Annotated in this window: 15 protein-coding genes and 3 tRNA genes; 6 read left to right on the plus strand and 12 right to left on the minus strand. The window is 71.4% G+C overall.

The window, feature by feature from the left end:
- Nucleotides 1-10 precede the first annotated feature (10 nt).
- From gltX to I6G21_RS10390, 11 genes are all read right to left on the minus strand, one after another.
- Nucleotides 11-1,528 carry a glutamate--tRNA ligase gene (gltX, locus tag I6G21_RS10340; protein ID WP_058731255.1) on the minus strand — a complete coding sequence of 506 codons (1,518 nt, stop codon included), beginning with the start codon at nt 1,526-1,528 and terminating at the stop codon, nt 11-13.
- A 93-nt stretch (nt 1,529-1,621) separates the two neighbouring features.
- Complete coding sequence (locus I6G21_RS10345; protein ID WP_058731256.1) at nt 1,622-2,401, minus strand: fumarylacetoacetate hydrolase family protein; 780 nt, start codon at nt 2,399-2,401, stop codon at nt 1,622-1,624.
- Nucleotides 2,402-2,479: 78 nt separating this feature from the next.
- A complete protein-coding gene (locus I6G21_RS10350; RefSeq protein WP_064725615.1) occupies nt 2,480-3,589 on the minus strand; it encodes a branched-chain amino acid aminotransferase in 1,110 nt (369 codons plus the stop codon).
- Between the two features lie 65 nt (nt 3,590-3,654).
- Nucleotides 3,655-4,731: a 3-isopropylmalate dehydrogenase gene (locus I6G21_RS10355; RefSeq protein WP_064725616.1), complete on the minus strand. Its 1,077-nt coding sequence runs from the start codon at nt 4,729-4,731 to the stop codon at nt 3,655-3,657.
- A gap of 54 nt (nt 4,732-4,785) precedes the next feature.
- Entirely contained in the window at nt 4,786-5,394 is a 609-nt protein-coding gene (locus I6G21_RS10360) for a hypothetical protein (RefSeq protein WP_064725617.1), read from the minus strand.
- Nucleotides 5,391-6,113 carry a helix-turn-helix domain-containing protein gene (locus I6G21_RS10365; protein WP_064725618.1) on the minus strand — a complete coding sequence of 241 codons (723 nt, stop codon included), beginning with the start codon at nt 6,111-6,113 and terminating at the stop codon, nt 5,391-5,393. The genes I6G21_RS10360 and I6G21_RS10365 overlap by 4 nt, the downstream gene beginning before the upstream one ends.
- A gap of 62 nt (nt 6,114-6,175) precedes the next feature.
- Nucleotides 6,176-7,726, minus strand: a complete 1,551-nt coding sequence (gene metG / locus I6G21_RS10370) for a methionine--tRNA ligase (protein ID WP_064725619.1) — start codon at nt 7,724-7,726, stop codon at nt 6,176-6,178.
- Nucleotides 7,727-7,762: 36 nt separating this feature from the next.
- On the minus strand, nt 7,763-9,358 hold the full coding sequence (serA, locus tag I6G21_RS10375; RefSeq protein WP_064725620.1) for a phosphoglycerate dehydrogenase: 1,596 nt from the start codon (nt 9,356-9,358) through the stop codon (nt 7,763-7,765).
- 140 nt (nt 9,359-9,498) lie between these two features.
- Nucleotides 9,499-10,524, minus strand: coding sequence for a ketol-acid reductoisomerase (gene ilvC / locus I6G21_RS10380; RefSeq protein ID WP_064725621.1), 1,026 nt, complete (start codon nt 10,522-10,524; stop codon nt 9,499-9,501).
- Between the two features lie 84 nt (nt 10,525-10,608).
- Nucleotides 10,609-11,118 (minus strand): acetolactate synthase small subunit, encoded by a 510-nt coding sequence (gene ilvN, locus I6G21_RS10385; protein ID WP_058730601.1) that lies wholly within the window; start codon nt 11,116-11,118, stop codon nt 10,609-10,611.
- A gap of 6 nt (nt 11,119-11,124) precedes the next feature.
- Entirely contained in the window at nt 11,125-12,939 is a 1,815-nt protein-coding gene (locus tag I6G21_RS10390; RefSeq protein ID WP_081046387.1) for an acetolactate synthase large subunit, read from the minus strand.
- A gap of 422 nt (nt 12,940-13,361) precedes the next feature.
- On the opposite strand from I6G21_RS10390, the gene I6G21_RS10395 reads away from it, so the two are divergent.
- The 3 genes from I6G21_RS10395 (at nt 13,362) to I6G21_RS10405 (ending at nt 14,154) form a co-directional block, all read left to right on the plus strand.
- Entirely contained in the window at nt 13,362-13,823 is a 462-nt protein-coding gene (locus I6G21_RS10395; RefSeq protein ID WP_058730599.1) for a hypothetical protein, read from the plus strand.
- A gap of 138 nt (nt 13,824-13,961) precedes the next feature.
- Nucleotides 13,962-14,037: transfer RNA gene (locus I6G21_RS10400), tRNA-Lys, on the plus strand.
- A 44-nt stretch (nt 14,038-14,081) separates the two neighbouring features.
- A tRNA-Lys gene (locus I6G21_RS10405) sits at nt 14,082-14,154 on the plus strand.
- 91 nt (nt 14,155-14,245) lie between these two features.
- Here I6G21_RS10405 and I6G21_RS10410 read toward each other — a convergent pair.
- Nucleotides 14,246-14,746, minus strand: a complete 501-nt coding sequence (locus I6G21_RS10410; protein WP_064725622.1) for a MarR family winged helix-turn-helix transcriptional regulator — start codon at nt 14,744-14,746, stop codon at nt 14,246-14,248.
- Between the two features lie 60 nt (nt 14,747-14,806).
- On the opposite strand from I6G21_RS10410, the gene bcp reads away from it, so the two are divergent.
- The 3 genes from bcp (at nt 14,807) to I6G21_RS10425 (ending at nt 17,113) form a co-directional block, all read left to right on the plus strand.
- Nucleotides 14,807-15,286, plus strand: coding sequence for a thioredoxin-dependent thiol peroxidase (bcp, locus tag I6G21_RS10415; protein ID WP_058730598.1), 480 nt, complete (start codon nt 14,807-14,809; stop codon nt 15,284-15,286).
- A gap of 112 nt (nt 15,287-15,398) precedes the next feature.
- Nucleotides 15,399-15,480, plus strand: a tRNA-Leu gene (locus I6G21_RS10420).
- Between the two features lie 34 nt (nt 15,481-15,514).
- Nucleotides 15,515-17,113, plus strand: a complete 1,599-nt coding sequence (locus I6G21_RS10425; RefSeq protein WP_058730597.1) for an ABC transporter substrate-binding protein — start codon at nt 15,515-15,517, stop codon at nt 17,111-17,113.
- Nucleotides 17,114-17,191: the final 78 nt, after the last annotated feature.

A 17,191-nucleotide genomic window follows, 5' to 3' on the forward strand; every position in this document is an offset into this window, starting at 1 on the left:
GTCGGCCGGGTCAGTCCGCGGTCCCGCCGAGCTCGACGCGCAGCGCGTCGATGCGCGCCAGGGAGGAGTCCCGGCCCAGGATCTCCAGAGACTCGAACAGCGGCGGGGAGATCCGGGCCCCGGAGACCGCGATGCGCACGGGCCCGAAGGCCAGGCGCGGCTTGATCCCCAGACCCTCCACGATGGCGTCTCGCAGGGCCTGCTCGATCGGGGCGGCCTCCCAGGTCTGCAGGTCCCCCAGCGCGGCCCGTGCGGCGTCGAGCACCTGGGGGGCGGACTCCTTCAGCTGCTTGCGGGCGTCCTCGGCGATCTCGATCTGGTCGTCTGCGCGGAACAGGAACCCCAGCAGCCCCGGGGCCTCCCCCAGCAGCTGCATCCGCTCCTGCACCAGCGGCGCCGCCGCGTGCAGGATCTCCCGCTCCCGGTCGCTGAGGCTCTCGTGCACGATGCCGGCCTCGCGCAGATACGGGATCAGCCGCTCCTCGAACTCATCCCGGCCCAGCAGGCGGATGTGGGAGCCGTTGATCGCCTCGGCCTTCTTCACGTCGAAGCGCGCCGGGTTGGCCAGCACGTCGCGGACGTCGAAGTGCTCGACCATCTCCTGCAGGGAGAACACGTCCTGATCCGAGGACAGGGACCAGCCCAGCAGCGCCAGGTAGTTGACCAGGCCCTCCTTGATGAACCCTGCCTCGCGCAGCAGGAAGAGGTTGGACTCCGGGTCCCGCTTCGACAGCTTCTTGTTGCCCTGGCCCATCACGTAGGGCAGGTGGCCGAACTCCGGGATGAACTCGGCGACGCCGATCTGCACCAGCGCCCGGTACAGCGCGATCTGCCGCGGCGTCGAGGAGAGCAGGTCCTCTCCGCGCAGCACGTGGGTGATGCCCATCAGCGCGTCGTCCACGGGGTTGACCAGAGGGTACAGGGGCTTGCCGTTGGCCCGGACCACCACGTAGTCGGGCACGGAGCCGGCCTTGAAGGTGATCTCCCCGCGGACCAGGTCGTGGAAGGTGATGTCCTCATCCGGCATCCGCAGGCGCAGCACCGGCTGGCGGCCCTCGGCGCGGAACGCGGCCTTCTCCTCCTCGGTGAGGTTCCGGTCGTGGTTGTCGTAGCCGAGCTTGGGGTCCTCGCCGCGCTCGCGGTGGCGCTGCTCGACCTCCTCGGGGGTGGAGAAGTCCTCGTAGACCAGGCCCGCGGCCACGAGCTTGTCGATGACCTCGGCGTAGATCTCCCCGCGCTGGGACTGGCGGTACGGCTCGTGCGGCCCGCCGACGCCGACGCCCTCGTCCCAGTCGATGCCGAGCCAGTGCAGGGCCTCGATGACCTGCTGGAAGGACTCCTCGGAGTCCCGGGCGGCGTCGGTGTCCTCGATGCGGAACACCAGCGTGCCGCCGGTGTGCCGGGCGTAGGCCCAGTTGAACAGGGCCGTGCGGACCATGCCCACGTGCGGGGTGCCGGTGGGCGAAGGGCAGAAGCGCACGCGCACGGGGCGGTTTCCGCTCACGGTGGGGGTGATGGCGTCGGACATATCGGTGTTCAGCTCAGCTCTCTCGTGCGATGTTTCGGTGCGATGGTTCGTGTGATGGCGGGAGGGGGCGCCCGGGAGGGGGTGCTCGGCGGCTCAGGCGTCCCGGAAGGTGTTCACCAGCGGCCCGCCGATCCCCTCGATCTCGATCTCGACCTCCTGCCCGTCCCGGACCAGGCCCACCCCGTCCGGGGTGCCGGTGAGGATCACGTCCCCGGGCAGCAGGGTGAAGGCCTCGGAGACGGCGGCCACCAGCTCAGGCACGGAGAAGACCATGTCCGCGGTGGTCCCGTCCTGCACGAGGACCCCGTCCAGCCAGGTGCGGATGGACAGCTCCTCGGTGTTCAGCTCGGTCTGGATCCACGGGCCCAGCGGGCAGGCGCCGTCGAAGCCCTTGGCGCGCGCCCACTGCAGATCCGTGCGCTGCAGGTCCCGGGCGGTGAGGTCGTTGGCCGCGGTGTAGCCGAAGACCACCTCCGGCACCCGCTCGACCGGCACGGACTTGGCCATGCGCCCGATCACCACGGCAAGCTCGGCCTCGTAGGAGACCTCCTCGCTGGCCTCGGGCAGGGTGATGGGGTCCCCGGGCCCGGCCACCGCGGTATTGGGCTTAAGGAACAGCTGCGGGGTGCTCGGGGTCGCATTGCCCAGCTCCTCGGCGTGCCCGCTCCAGTTGCGCGCGACCCCGACGATCTTGGAGCGCGGGATGATCGGGGAGACGAGGCGGACGTCGTCGATCGCGTAGGTCTGCCGGGTGGGCTGGATGCCGGTGTAGAAGGGATCGCCGGCCAGGACGGTCAGGATCTCCTCCCCCGGCTCACCGTCCACGCGGCCGAAGTGCAGTTCGTTCTCGGCGGTGAATCTCGCGATGCGCATGGCTCCCAGCCTAGCGCGTGCCCGCCCGGCCGACGCCGCGAGGGTGCGGCGCCGGCCGGGCGGGAGGCGGCCGTCAGGTCACAGGACCCGGTGCATCCACCCGTAGGGGTCCTCGACGGTGCCGTGCTGGATGCCCACCAGCTGATCGCGCAGCCAGGTGGTGATCTCCCCGTTGGTCTGCGCCGGGGCGGGGATCTCCCCGCGCTCGGAGAGCAGCCGGCCCATGGGGGCGATCACCGCGGCGGTGCCGCAGGCGAAGATCTCGGCGATCTGCCCGGAGGCGACGCCCTCACGCCACTCCCCCAGGGTCACGGTGCGCTCCTCGACCTCGATCCCGTGGTCCTGGGCCAGGTGGATCACGGAGTCGCGGGTGATGCCGGGCAGGATGGTGCCGGTCAGCTCCGGGGTCACCAGCTTCCCATCGCGGGTGACGAAGAACACGTTCATTCCGCCGAGCTCCTCAACGGCGTCCTCGCGGTTCCGGTCGGTGAAGATCACCTGCTTGCAGCCCTGCGCCTCGCCCTCCAGCTGGGGCAGCAGGCTGGCAGCGTAGTTGCCGCCGCACTTGGCGAATCCGGTGCCGCCGGCGTGGGTGCGCGCCCAGGTGGTGGACAGCCAGATGTCCACCGGCTCGGGGGTGCCGAAGTAGTTGCCCGCCGGGGAGGCGATGACCTCGTAGAGCACCTCCCGGGAGGGACGCACCCCGAGGAAGGGCTCGGTGGCGATCATGAAAGGCCGCAGGTACAGGGAGGTGCCCTCCCCGTCGGGGATCCAGCGGTGATCGCGGCGCACGAGCTCGTCCAGGGAGGCCAGGAACAGCTCCGGGGGCAGGGCGGGCAGGGCCAGGCGCTCGGCCGAGCGGTTCAGCCGAGCCGCGTTGGCCTCGGGGCGGAACAGCCACACGGAGCCGTCGGCGTGCCGGTAGGCCTTCAGGCCCTCGAAGACCTCCTGGCCGTAGTGGAACACGGCGCTGGCCGGGTCCAGCGGCAGCGGCGCGCGGGGTTCGATCCGCGGGTCGGTCCAGGTGCCCTCCTCCGGGCTGCGCCCGCTCCACCGGATCGCGGCGACGTAGTCCGTGGCGTGGTCCCCGAAGCCCGGATCGGCGAGGATCTCCCGACGCCGGGCATCGCTGACCGGATCGGTGTTCTCGACGAAGCGGAAGGAGGGCTGGGGCTGCTCGGTGGTCATGGGAGGGGTTCCTCGTTTCGGTGCTGGGATGGCGGGTTTCTCGGGGGCGGCGGGCGGTCGGGCGGTCACAGGCGGGTCAGGATGGCCTCCCCGATCTCGGCGGTGGAGCGTTCGGCTCCGGAGCGCTCCCGCAGGTCGGCTTCCACGGCCCGCTCGATGCCGGCGGCCGCCGCCTCCATCCCGCGGTGGCGCAGCAGGAGCGCGCCGGCCAGGATCGCCGCGGTGGGATCGGCGATCCCCCGTCCCGCGATGTCCGGGGCCGAGCCGTGCACGGGCTCGAACATCGAGGGGTGGGCCCCGGAGGCGTCGATGTTCCCGCACGCGGCGTATCCGATGCCTCCGGTGATCGCCCCGGCCTGGTCGGTGAGGATGTCCCCGAAGAGGTTGTCCGTGACGATCACGTCGAAGCGGGAGGGGTCCGTGGTCAGGAAGATCGTCGCCGCATCCACGTGCAGGTAGTCCACGGCGACGTCGGGATGCTCGGCGGCCAGCTCGTCGAGGATCCGGGAGTACAGCCGCCCCGCGTGCACGAGGACGTTGGTCTTGTGCACCAGGGTCAGGCGCCGGCGCCGGGTCTCGGCCAGCTCGAAGGCGTAGCGCACGAGGCGGCGGATCCCGTGGGCCGTGTTCACGGAGACCTCGGTGGCGATCTCGTGATCGGTGCCGGTGCGCAGGGAGCCGCCGCTGCCGGTGTAGGGCCCCTCGGTGCCCTCGCGCACGACGACGAAGTCGATCTCCCCCGGATCGCGCAGCGGCGAGACGGCCCCGGGCAGCAGCCGGGAGGGGCGCAGGTTGACGTAGTGGTCGAAGGCGAAGCGCAGGCGCAGGAGGATCTCCCGCTCCACGAGCCCGGAGGGCACCTCGGCCGACCGCGGATCCGCCCCGACGGCGCCGAACAGGATCGCGTCGTGTTCGACCAGCCGAGCGAGGGTGCCCTCGGTGAGGGTCTCCCCGGTGCGCAGCCAGTGCTCGGCGCCCAGGGCGTACTCGGTGGAGCGCACGGCGACGCCCTCGGTCTCGGCCGCGCGCACCAGCACGCGGTGGGCCTGCTCGGTCACCTCGGGGCCGATCCCGTCCCCGGGGATGACGGCCAGGTCCAGCGCGGCGGAGGAGGGGGCGGGGGGCTCAGACGTGGTGGGCATGACACCACGGTAGTCCTCGGGTCCTCGCGGAAACCGCATCCTGGACACCCCGTCTCACGATGTGAACCCCAGTGCCCCGTGGGCGGCCCCGCGCACGGCGAGCCAGGCCAGCCCGGCCCAGGCGGCCGCCCACAGCACCGAGGCGAAGGTGCCGACGATGAAGCGCTCGGCTCCCGCCCCGCCGCGCAGCTGCCCGAGGCGTCCCAGTCCCTTGATCGCCGCGATCACGCCGAGCCCGGCCGGCCAGCCCAGCAGCAGCGCGGCGAAGACCGCGGCCCGCTCCAGCAGCCCGATCCACTGTCCGCCGCGCAGCACGGGATCCCGCTCCGGATCCTGCGGCTCAGACGGGCCGGCCGAGCCGTCGGGAATCGTCGTGCGGTGGGCCAGCCCGAGCACGGCGGCGCTGACGACCGATCCGCCCGGGACCGCCGCTCCCGCGCACCCGAGCACGAGCAGCAGGACCTCGACGGCGCCGAGGCTGGGCGCCTGGCCTGCGAGCGTGCCGGGATCGGCGAGCAGCAGCACCGCGCATACCACCAGCAGGGCCAGCAGCACGGCGGCCCAGGCCATCCGCCGCCGCGTGGAGGCCAGCGGCACGCGCAGGCAGGTGACGGCCCCGATGAAGGCGGCGGTCAGGGACAGGACGAGGGCGATGAAGGTCATGGTCTGCTCCCATCGGTCGGTGTGCCGGAGGTCCGAGGATTCGAGGCCCGGGCCTCGGAGCCCTCGCGCGCCTCGAGGGCCGCGGCCAGCGCGACGGCGTGGCCCATGACCTCCTCGAGTGGGCGGTACAGGGCGGTGTCCAGCCGCTCGGAGACGGCCTGCTGGGTGATGCCCAGCCGGGCCGCGGCCTCGGCCTGGGTCAGGCCGGTCAGCGCCAGGTCGTAGGCCTGCCGCGTGGTCTCGCGCTGCCGAGCGCGCACCCGCAGGATCAGGCGCAGCTGGGCCTGCACGGCGGCGGCCAGATCCGGTGCACCCGGCCGGGGTGCATCCGGGTCTGGTTCCGCGGAAGATGGCCCGGCAGGGTCGGCGTCGGCGGGGCCGCCCTGGAAGCCCAGGTGCGAGGGGTCGGCCTTGGCCTGCTCGACGGCGGTGCGCGCCCGGAGGAAGGCGGGGCCGCGCCCGGCCCGGGAATCCAGCTGCCCCGCCGGGAGGCGGGCCGGGCCCTGCCCGATCCCGCAGTGCCACCGGCCGGTCAGGGCCAGCTCCACCGCGCAGCGCAGCGCGTCCCGGGCCTCATCGAACACCGCCTGGGCCTCATCCCCGGCGGTCCGGGCGAAGGGCAGGCGGGCGCGATCCGCCCAGGGGGCGCCGTCCAGCTCCGGGATGCGATCCGGGTGGTGGCGGGAGTCGATCTGATCGACCGTGAGCACGAACACCATGGAACGATCCTACAAGGCCATAGCCTTGTGTGCACCCCTCACAAGGCAGGAGCCTTGTCTGCTCAGGACTCGGGCAGCTCCACGCGGGGGAAGATCCCCTGCGGACTGGGCAGCTCGGTGCCGGGGCGGATGCGCTGCTCGACGGCGGAGAACATCCGCGCCGAGCCCTCCTCTTGGCCCAGCTGATTCAGGAGCCGGGCCATCGACGTCGGCATCACCGGCTGCACCAGCAGCGCCACGATCCGCAGGACCTCCAGCGTCGTGGCCAGCACGGCCGCCATCCGCTCCGGGTCCGCCTTGCGCAGCTTCCACGGCTCCTGGGCGGTGAAGTAACGGTTGGCCTCGGCGATCACCCGCCAGATCCGATCCAGCGCGCGGTGGAAGTCCAGGACCTCCAGGTCCCGGCGCACCGCCGGCAGCAGCGCGTCGGCGGCCTGAAGCAGGGCGGCGTCCTCCGGGGTCGGCTCCCCGGCCTCCGGGACCTTTCCCCCGCAGTTCTTCGCGACCATGGACAGCGAGCGCTGGGCGAGGTTGCCCAGGTCGTTGGCCAGGTCCGAGTTGATCCGCGAGACGATCGCCGGGGCGCTGTAGGAGCCGTCCTGACCGAAGGTGACCTCGCGTAGCAGGAAGAACCGCAGCGGATCGACCCCGAAGGAATCCACCAGCTGCGCCGGATCCAGCACGTTGCCCACGGACTTGGACATCTTGGCCCCGTCCACGAGCAGGAAGCCGTGGGCGAAGACGTTGCGGGGCAGCTCGATGCCGGCCGACCAGAGGAAGGCCGGCCAGTAGACCGTGTGGAAGCGGATGATGTCCTTGCCGATCACGTGGAAGTCCGCCGGCCAGTAGCGGCGGAACATCTCGCCGTCGACGTCCGGGAAGCCCAGGCCGGTGAGGTAGTTGGTGAGGGCGTCCACCCACACATACATGATGTGCTTCGGATCCCCCGGCACGGGGATGCCCCAGTCGAAGGTGGTCCGGGAGATGGACAGATCCCGCAGCCCCGAGGCCACGAAGGAGGCGACCTCGTTGCGCCGGTGCTCCGGCATGGCCAGGCCCTCGGTGCGGTACAGCTCCAGCAGGCGGTCCTGGTACTTGGAGAGGCGGAAGAAGTAGGACTCCTCCTCCGTCCACTCCACCTCGGTGTCGGTGGGGATCGCGTAGCGCACCCCGTCCGAGCGCAGCTCCGTCTCCTCCTCGGCGTAGAAGGCCTCATCGCGCACCGAATACCACCCGGCGTAGGTGTCCAGGTAGATGTCCCCGTTGGCCTCCATGCGCCGCCACATCTCCTGGCAAGCGGCCGCGTGGTCGGGATCCGTGGTGCGGATGAACCGGTCGTAGCTGATCCCCAGCAGATCGTCCATGGCCCGGATCTTCGCGGAGTTGGCGTCGGCCAGCTCCTTGGCGGTGATGCCCTGCTTGGCCGCGGAGGTCTGCATCTTCTGTCCGTGCTCATCCGTGCCGGTCTGGAATCGCACGTCGTAGCCGTCCAGGCGCTTGAACCGGGCCAACACGTCGCAGGCGATGTGCTCGTAGGCGTGGCCGATGTGCGGATCCCCGTTGGGGTAGACGATCGCGGTGGTGAGGTAGTACGGATCGGCGGGTGAAGTCATGGCTCCCACTGTATCGAGGTGGCGGATCCTGCGGGCTCAGTCCGTCAGGGACACGGCCGCGGCCAGGCCGGCGCGGATGGTGTCCCGGATGGAGGCGACCATCGCGGGGGCGGCCGGGGAGTCCAGGGCGAGCACGGAGAAGGCCCGCTCCTCGTTCTCGGCCCGCGAGACCTGCATGCCGGCGATGTTGACCCCGGCGGTGCCCAGCAGGGTCCCCATCGCGGCGATGATCCCCGGGCGATCCCGATAGTCCAGCAGGAGCATGTGGTCGGTGAGGTTGACCTCGAAGTCGAAGCCGTTGATCCCGGTGAGCTTCTCCACCAGCTTGGGGCCGGTGACCGTGCCGGAGACGGACAGCCGGGTGCCGTCGGCCAGGATCGCGCTGATCGTGGTCTCGTTGCGGAAGCCCTCGACCTCGGGGGTGGTCACCAGGGAGGTCTCCACCTGCCGCTGCTCGGCGATCATGGGGGCGTTGACGTAGGAGACCTTCTCCGAGACCACGTCGGTGAACACGCCTTTGAGGGCCGCCAGGCGCAGGGAGGAGACGTCCTTCTGCGCGATCTCCCCCGCGATGCGCACCTCGATGCTGGTCAGCGGCGAGTCCGTGCTCAGGGCGGTGAGCACCCGCCCGAGCTTCTCGGCCAGCGCGATGCCGGGGCGCACGTCGGCGTCGATGGGTCCGCCGGCGATGTTGACCGCGTCCGGGACGAGCTCGCCCTCCAGGGCCAGCTTCACGGAGCGGGCCACGGACACCCCGGCCTTCTCCTGGGCCTCGCGGGTGGAGGCGCCCAGGTGCGGGGTGGTCACCACCTGCGGCAGGTCCACCAGGTCCAGCCCGGTGGCCGGCTCCGTCTCGAAGACATCCAGCGCGGCCCCGGCGATCTGCCCCTCCTTCAGGGCCTGGGCCAGGGCACGCTCATCCACCAGTCCGCCGCGGGCGACGTTGACGACGACGGCCGTGTCCTTCATCGCGGCGAAGGCCTCGGCCCCGAGCATCCCGATGGTCTCGGGGGTCTTGGGCATGTGGATGGTGATCACGTCGGCCTCGGCCAGCAGGGTCTCCAGGTCCGTCAGGCGCACGCCCAGGGAGGCCGCGCGCGGGGCGGTGACGAAGGGGTCGTAGGCCAGCAGCTCGGTGCCGAAGGGCGCCAGGCGCTCGGCCACCAGCCCGCCGATGCGCCCGAGGCCGATGATGCCGACCTTCTTCTCGTACAGCTCGGTGCCGGTGTAGGCCGAGCGCTTCCACTCCCCGGCCCGCAGCGAGGCGTTGGCCTGGGAGATGTTGCGCAGCAGACCCAGGATGTGCCCGACGGTCAGCTCGGCGGCGGAGATGATGTTGGAGGTGGGGGCGTTGACCACCATGATCCCCGCGGCCGTGGCGGCGGGGATGTCCACGTTGTCCAGGCCGACCCCGGCGCGGGCGATGACCTTCAGGCGGTGGGCGGCGGCGATGGCCTCGGCGTCCAGGGTCGTGGTCGAGCGGATCAGGATCGCGTCGACCTCGGCGATGTCGGCCAGCAGCCGGGTGCGGTCCGCGCCGTCGGTGCGGCGGATCTCGAAGGCCGGGCCCAGGGCCTCGACGGTCGCGGGAGAGAGCTCTTCGGCGAGCAGGACGACGGGCTTGTCGCTCACGGGGGTTCCTTCGCTTGGGGTGCGGCGGAGTGTGGGTATCCGCGGATGCGGGGTGGAGTGGTGCGGCGCTGGGGGTGCCCCGCGAGGGCGGGGCGGCCGGGGCGGAGGAAGCTTCCTCCGCCCCGGCGCACCGGAGGGGATCAGCGGGCGGCGGAGCCGTCCGTGTAGTCCTCATCGGCGGACTTCCAGGAGAACAGCTTGCGCAGCTCCTGGCCGGTCTTCTCGATGGGGTGGGCGGCACCGCGCTCGCGCAGCCGGGTGAACTCGGGGGCGCCGGCCGCCTGGTCGTCCATGAACCGCTGGGCGAAGGAGCCGTTCTGGATGTCCGCCAGGACCTCCTTCATGTGCTCCTTGACGTCCGGGGTGATGACCCGCGGCCCGGAGACGTAGTCACCGAACTCGGCGGTGTCCGAGCAGGACCAGCGCTGCTTGGTGATCCCGCCCTCGTTCATCAGGTCCACGATGAGCTTCAGCTCGTGCAGCACCTCGAAGTAGGCGATCTGCGGCTGGTAGCCGGCCTCGGTCAGGGTCTCGAAGCCGTACTGGATCAGCTGGGACACGCCGCCGCACAGCACGGCCTGCTCGCCGAACAGGTCCGACTCGGTCTCCTCGGTGAAGGTGGTCTTGATGACCCCGGCGCGGGTGGCCCCCAGGGCCTTGGCGTAGGACAGAGCTAGGTCCATGGCCTTCCCGGAGGCGTCGACCTCCACGGCCACCAGCGCCGGCACGGCCCGGCCGGCCTCGAACTCGCGGCGCACCGTGTGCCCCGGGCCCTTGGGGGCGACCATCGCGACGTCGATGCCCTCGGGCACCTCGATGTAGCCGAAGCGGATGTTGAACCCGTGGGCGAAGAACAGGGCGTCCCCGGGCTGCAGGTGCGGCTGGATGGACTCGCGGTAGATCTGGGCCTGGACCTGATCCGGGGTGAGGATCATGATGACGTCGGCCTCGGCGGCCGCCTCGGCCACGCTGAGCACGCGCAGCCCCTCGGCCTCGGCCTTGGCCTTGGAGCGGGAGCCCTCGGCCAGTCCGATGCGCACGTCCACGCCGGAGTCGCGCAGGTTCAGGGCGTGGGCGTGGCCCTGGGAGCCGTAGCCGATGATGGCGACCTGGCGGTCCTGGATGATCGACAGGTCGGCGTCGTCGTCGTAGAAGATCTCGGTCATGGGGTCAGCTTCTCCTTGCTGGTCGGTGGGTGGGTCTGCGGACCCGGTATGCGCCCTGGCGGGCGGGCCGGGTGGTTCGGTGGGTCAGCGGCGCAGGGCCTTCTCGGACAGGGAGCGGGGACCGCGGGAGACGCCGAGGGTCCCGGCGCGCACGATCTCGCGGATGCCGAAGGGCTCCAGGACCTCCAGCAGGGCCTCGAGCTTGCCGGCCGGTCCGGTGGCCTCGATGACCACGGATTCGGTGGAGACGTCCACCACGCGGGCGCGGAACAGCTCGGCGGCCTGGGTGACCTGGGTGCGGGTCGCGGCGTCGGCGCGGACCTTGACCATCACGTGGTCCCGCTGCACCGAGGTCTCCGGGGGCAGCCGCACGACCTTCAGGACGTGGATGAGCTTGTTCAGCTGCTTGGTGACCTGCTCCAGGAGGACCTCGTCGGCCTCGACGACCACGGTGATCCGGGAGATCCCGGGCACCTCGGTGCCCCCGACGGCCAGCGAGTCGATGTTGAACTGTCGGCGGGCGAACAGCCCGGAGACCCGGGTCAGGACGCCGGGGGTGTCCTCCACGAGCACGGACAGGGTGTGGGCGGCCATGGGCGCTCAGTCCTCTCGGTTCCAGTCGGGTGAGGTGTCCTTGGCGATCTGGATCGCGTCGTTGGACACCCCGGCGGGCACCATCGGCCAGACCATCGCGTCCGGGCTGACGGTGAAGTCCACGACGACGGGGCGGTCGTTGATCTCCAGGGCCCGGGCGATCGCCTCGTCCACCTGGTCGTCGCCTTCGCATCGGAAGCTGGCGCAGCCGTAGGCCTCGGCGAGCTTGACGAAGTCCGGGATGCGCCGGGAGGCGTGGCCGGTGTTCAGGTGGGTGTTGGAGTAGCGGCCGTCGTAGAACAGCGTCTGCCACTGCCGGACCATCCCCAGCGAGGAGTTGTTGATCACCGCGACCTTGATGGGGATGTCGTTCAGGGCGCAGGTGGCCAGCTCCTGGTTGGTCATCTGGAAGCAGCCGTCGCCGTCGATGGCCCACACCACCCGGTCCGGGCAGCCGACCTTGGCGCCCATCGCCGAGGGCACGGCGTAGCCCATCGTGCCCAGGCCCGCGGAGTTGATCCACTGGTGCGGGCGCTGGTAGCCGATGAACTGCGCGGCCCACATCTGGTGCTGGCCCACCCCGGAGCAGTAGATGGCCTCGGGTCCGGTGAGCTCGCCGATGCGGCGGATGACGTGCTGGGGCGAGCCCAGCCCGTCCTCGGTGGGCACCCACCCCAGGGGGTACTCCTCCTTGAGCCGGTTCAGCACGGCCCACCAGTCCCGCAGGTCCGGGGTGCGCCCGGAGGTCTGCGCGCGGTAGGCCTCGATGAGGTCCGGCAGCACGGCCTTGAGGTCCCCCACGATGGGCACGTCCGCCCAGCGGATCTTGGAGATCTCCGCCGGGTCGATGTCCACGTGGATGACCTTGGCGTGCGGAGCGAAGGAGTCCAGCACGCCGGTGACCCGATCGTCGAAGCGCGCGCCGAGGGCCACCAGCAGATCGGCCTGCTGCATCGCGGTGACGGCGGGCACCGAGCCGTGCATCCCGGGCATGCCCAGATGGTGCGGGTCCGCGTCCGGGAAGGCCCCGCGGGCGGTGAGGGTGGTGACGACGGCGGCATCGGTGGCCGCAACGAGCTCGGCCAGCTCGGCCCCCGCATGCGAGCGCAGCATGCCTCCCCCGACGTACAGGACGGGGCGGCGGGCCTCGGCCAGCAGCTGCGCGGCCTCGCGGATCTGCTTGGCGTGGCCCTTGAGCACGGGGTGGTAGCCGCGCAGCTGCAGGGGCACGGGCCATTCGAAGTCCATCTGGCCCTGCTGGGCGTCCTTGGTGATGTCCACCAGCACCGGGCCCGGGCGCCCGGAGGCGGCAAGGTGGAACGCCTCGGCCAGCACCCGCGGGATGTCCTGGGCGCGGGTGGCCATGAAGGAGTGCTTGGTGATGGGCATGGTCATCCCGACGATGTCCGCCTCCTGGAAGGCGTCCGTGCCGAGCACCGCGGAGGAGACCTGCCCCGTGATCGCGACCATCGGCACGGAGTCCATGTGGGCGTCGGCCAGCGGGGTGATGAGGTTGGTGGCCCCCGGCCCGCTGGTGGCGATGCACACCCCGACCCGGCCGGTGGCCAGGGCGTAGCCCTGCGCGGCGTGTCCGGCCGCCTGCTCGTGGCGGACCAGGATGTGATTGATGGACTCGGAGTCCAGCAGCGGGTCGTAGGTCGGCAGGATGGCCCCGCCGGGCAGGCCGAAGACGTCGGTGACCCCGAGCTCCTCGAGGGTGCGGATCACGGCCTGGGAGCCGGTCATGCGCTCGGGCGGGCGGGTCCCGGTCGGAGCGGTCGGGGTGGGTGAGGAGGCGGTGCTCATTGCGTTCGTCCTCATTCTGTGGGTGGTCTTACCGGATGGTGCGTTCGGCCTTCGACCGCTGCTGTTCCTCGGCGGATGGGCCGGTGCGACGGGCGGATCGCGAAAGACCCCTCGGCCCGGGTGCGGGGCGAGGGGTCCGTGTCAGCTGTTCGGCCGCCGCCCGACTCGGTGCGGCGGTGGCGGCCGGCAGGCTGCCGTCCTCTAGCGGACGCCACGGACCCCGCGCTCCGCCGGAATGAGCGGAATGCGTGCGTCCGTGAGGGCTGAGGATGCGCGGCGTGCCATGTGCTCCATACAACGCCGGGGCATCCAGGAGATCAAAAACGTTTCATAATGTGAAACAGCCCTCCCGAGGCCCGCGCCGGGGGGGTGACTCCGGGCGTCACCGGGGCACGGACCCCTCCCCTGCAGGGGCCGGCCCGTCTAGACTCGCAGACATGTCTCTCAGCGGACCCTCGGTCGCCCTGCAGGATCGCCTGCGCAGCATCTTCGATGCCCAGGTGATGAACTACGGCGCTTACAACCTGGTATGCACCCCGGGAGACGCCGCCTCCGCGACGGGGGGATCCCCCGCCGAGGAGCACGCCGCCGCCGGGCACTTCCTGGTGGGCTATCGGCGCGGACCCGCGGAGCTGATCATCGCCCCCTTCGACCCGAAGACCCTCGAACCGCTCGCCCCACCGATCGCCGTGGACAACACCAACATGCTGCGCGGCGAAGCGCTCACCGACCGCTCCATCCTGCTGGAGACCACCTCCGGGGCTCGATTCCGACTGGAGATCTCGCCGCTGATCGAGGTTCCCACCGCCGCCGGGAACGAGGTGCTGGAGCAGGAGGCCGACGTCGCGGACCTGCTGGAGTTCCTCGCCCAGCTGTTCGGCCCGGCCCAGCGACCCTGAGGTCGGGCCCTCCAGAGCCCTTGATACGCCCGCGTCGGGACGGATTTGCCCGATGGCCGATCCCGGCGTAGAGTATCCATTCGTTGCCGCGCGGTGCGGATGCCGACCGACCGGGTCGGAGCCGTCGCGCAGCGGTGAGCGCCTCTAGCTCAATTGGCAGAGCAATTGACTCTTAATCAATGGGTTCCGGGTTCGAGTCCCGGGGGGCGCACCAGGCGGTGTCCGCGCGGACGCCGTCGACGATCGCCCTCAGGGCGAGCGCCTCTAGCTCAATTGGCAGAGCAATTGACTCTTAATCAATGGGTTCCGGGTTCGAGTCCCGGGGGGCGCACCGAGAAACGCGAGCAGGGGCCCGATCCGCCGAGGATCGGGCCCCTGCTCGTCGGGTGTCACCCCTGACGGCCGTGCCATCCGGCCGTCGGCTAGCCCCGCGGCTCCGACGATGCCGGGGAGATCCCGGACACCAGCCCGGAGCCCTCGGCGCGCACGACGTCCAGCGGCATGGTGTCGGTCTCGGACAGGTCGCGGATCACCTGCTCCAGCGCCTGGCGCAGCTCCTCGTGATCCAGCACGCCGGTGCCGGCCAGGTCGTGCTCGATCTCGGCGGCCTCCGCCAGCGCACGGCGACCTTTGTCCGTGAGAACCATCACGTAGCTGCGACGGTCCACCGCATTGCGCTCCCGAGCGATGTGCCCGTGCGCCTCCAGGCGCGTGAGGGTCTTGCCCATGGTCTGGGCCTGAACGCCGACCTTGTGCGCCACCTGCGCCTGGGTCAGCCCGCCCTCGCGGCTGATCACGTCCAGGGCCATGACCCCCGCGTGGGTCAGTCCCAGCGCCTGCAGCTTGCGGTTCCAGTTGTACTCGAACATGCGCGCGGCCGTGGACATCAGGCGCGAGATCGACCATTCCCGGATTTGTGGCATGCCCAGCAGTATAGACTGTCGCTTTCACGCCATCCGAGCCCCCAGGAGGACCCCGCCGTCATGACCGAGAGCCGTCGCCTGAGTCCCGGAGACCGGGCCCCCGAGTTCACCCTCCCCGACGCCGACGGGCACCCCGTGAGCCTGAGCGCACTGCGCGGGCAGCCCGTCGTCGTCTACTTCTACCCCCGCGCGGAGACCCCGGGGTGCACGACCCAGGCCTGCGATTTCCGCGACAGCCTCGCGGCACTGGGCGCGGCCGGCTACCGCGTCGTGGGCATCTCCCCCGATTCCCCGGCCAAGCTGCGCTCCTTCGCCGAGCACCACGACCTGGGATTCACCCTGCTCAGCGATGCCGACCACGCCGTGGCCGAGGCCTACGGCGCCTGGGGGGAGAAGACCAACTACGGACGCACCAGCGTGGGCCTGATCCGCTCCACCGTCGTCGTCGATGCCGAGGGCGCCGTGCGCCTGGCCCAGTACAACGTGCGGGCGAAAGGACACGTGGCCAGGCTGCGCCGCGAGCTCGGCCTGTCCGACTGAATACCCCGGGCGGGGGCCCTGCCGGACCGCGGCGAGGCCGAGCCGGTAGACTGCGAGGGCCGACCCCGGCCCCGCACCTCCCTCAACCGGGAGGACGCGCCGGGGCCAGCGAGCGCGAGTGGTGGAACTGGCAGACACGCAGGATTTAGGTTCCTGTGCCCTGCGGCGTGCGGGTTCGAGTCCCGTCTCGCGCACCGGCACCCCGGTACCCCTGAGGAAGGAGCCCCCGTGAGCACGAGCCGTCGAGGATTCCTGGGCGGCTGCCTCGCCGCCGGGCTGGCGCTGAGCGGGTGCTCCGGGGAGGAGCCCTCCCCGGCGGCCAGCGCCTCGGCGGATCCGACGCGGCTGACCTTCGCCGACGCCGCCCCGGCCCCCAGCCTGGACCCCTCCACCGACGGCCGGCTGGAGACGGCGCGGATCAGCGCGCAGGTGCTGGAGCCGCTGGTGCGGGCCAACCCGGACACCGGGGAGGCCATGGCCCATCTGGCCGAGTCGTGGAAGATCTCCGGGGACGGGCTGACCTACACCTTCCGCCTGCGCTCCTCCCCCCGATTCCACGACGGGCGGACCTTCGATGCCCAGGCCGTGCGGGCCAACGTCCTGCGCTGGGCGGAGGCGGCCCGCACCCAGCACCACCCGCCCACGGCCTTCCAGACCGTGTTCCGGATGCCCGGCACCGCCGAGGCACCGGCCCTGTTCGCCGAGTGCACCGCCCCCGACGCCCGCACCGTCGTCCTGCGGCTGAACCGCCGGCACCCGGCGCTGATCCGCGCCCTGACCCAGCCGGCCTTCGGCATCGCCTCCCCCGCCTCCTTCGCGGACGGGAAGGACCCCGGTGGGCACCCGGTGGGCACCGGGCCCTTCGTCTTCCAGCAGCGCGAGGACCAGACCGTGCGGCTGCGCCGCAACGAGGACTACTGGGGGGACGCCCCACAGGTGCAGGAGCTGGTGTTCCCCACGGTCATCGGGGCCCAGACCCGCTACTACCGGCTGCTCACCGGCGAAGCCGATGCGATCGACCTGGTGGGCACGTCGGATTTCGTCAGTCTCGCCCGACGCGGCTACCAGATCCAGCAGCGGGACCCGTACAACCTGGCGTTCCTGGCGATCAACCAGCGACACCCGGTCTTCGCCAGCGTCCAGCTGCGCCGGGCCGCCGCCCACGCGATCAACCGGTCGGACATCGTGCGCTCCTACTACCCCGAGGGCACCGAGACCGCCAACGACTTCACCCCCAAGCTCTTCGACGTCAGCGGCAGCGGCACCGGATCCGCCTACCGCTACGACCTCGGGCTGGCCCAGCGCCTCGTGCAGGCCTCGGACTATGACGGCCGATCCCTGCGCTTCTGCTATCCCACCGACGTGTCCCTGCCGTACCTGCAGAAGCCGGAGGCGATCTACGCGCGGATCGCCGAGGGGCTGACCAAGGCGGGCTTCACGATCGAACCGGTGCCGATCCCCTGGTCCGAGGACTATCCGGCGCGCATCCACGCCGAGGACCCGGATCGGGCCCTGGCCCTGACCGGGATCATGGGCACCTACCGGGATCCGGACGCCTTTCTGGCCCCGCTGTTCTCCCGTCGCACCGATCTGCTCGGCGCGCAGGAGTCCGAGCTGTTCGAGGCCGTCGAGGACGCGGCCGGCCAGCAGGACGGGGACACCCGCAAGGACGCCTACCGGCGGATCAACGAGATGGTCTCCGAGACCGTGCCGGCGGTGCCGCTGGCCTATCCGATCTCCGCGGTCGCGCTGAGCTCGCGGGTCACCGGGTACCCGCTGGCCGCCACCGGCGTCGCCGAATTCGACCGGGTCACCCTCAGCGATTGAGCCCGCGCACCCGGCCCAGGGCCGGGCGCGTTCGATTTCCGCCCGCGCGGAGGGCTACGCTGAGGGGAGCCGAGGCCG

The sequence above is a fragment of the Rothia kristinae genome (assembly GCF_016028855.1).
Taxonomy (GTDB): domain Bacteria; phylum Actinomycetota; class Actinomycetes; order Actinomycetales; family Micrococcaceae; genus Rothia; species Rothia kristinae.

Bases quoted from the DNA above. Each gene is read 5' to 3' on its own strand.
- I6G21_RS10410 (WP_064725622.1), bottom strand. From the start codon at position 14,746: ATGCCACAAATCCGGGAATGGTCGATCTCGCGCCTGATGTCCACGGCC.
- I6G21_RS10355 (WP_064725616.1), bottom strand. From the start codon at position 4,731: ATGCCCACCACGTCTGAGCCCCCCGCCCCCTCCTCCGCCGCGCTGGAC.
- I6G21_RS10350 (WP_064725615.1), bottom strand. From the start codon at position 3,589: ATGACCACCGAGCAGCCCCAGCCCTCCTTCCGCTTCGTCGAGAACACC.
- I6G21_RS10345 (WP_058731256.1), bottom strand. From the start codon at position 2,401: ATGCGCATCGCGAGATTCACCGCCGAGAACGAACTGCACTTCGGCCGC.
- ilvC (WP_064725621.1), bottom strand. From the start codon at position 10,524: ATGACCGAGATCTTCTACGACGACGACGCCGACCTGTCGATCATCCAG.
- I6G21_RS10395 (WP_058730599.1), top strand. From the start codon at position 13,362: ATGTCTCTCAGCGGACCCTCGGTCGCCCTGCAGGATCGCCTGCGCAGC.
- metG (WP_064725619.1), bottom strand. From the start codon at position 7,726: ATGACTTCACCCGCCGATCCGTACTACCTCACCACCGCGATCGTCTAC.
- bcp (WP_058730598.1), top strand. From the start codon at position 14,807: ATGACCGAGAGCCGTCGCCTGAGTCCCGGAGACCGGGCCCCCGAGTTC.
- I6G21_RS10390 (WP_081046387.1), bottom strand. From the start codon at position 12,939: ATGAGGACGAACGCAATGAGCACCGCCTCCTCACCCACCCCGACCGCT.
- I6G21_RS10365 (WP_064725618.1), bottom strand. From the start codon at position 6,113: ATGGTGTTCGTGCTCACGGTCGATCAGATCGACTCCCGCCACCACCCG.
- I6G21_RS10360 (WP_064725617.1), bottom strand. From the start codon at position 5,394: ATGACCTTCATCGCCCTCGTCCTGTCCCTGACCGCCGCCTTCATCGGG.
- ilvN (WP_058730601.1), bottom strand. From the start codon at position 11,118: ATGGCCGCCCACACCCTGTCCGTGCTCGTGGAGGACACCCCCGGCGTC.
- gltX (WP_058731255.1), bottom strand. From the start codon at position 1,528: ATGTCCGACGCCATCACCCCCACCGTGAGCGGAAACCGCCCCGTGCGC.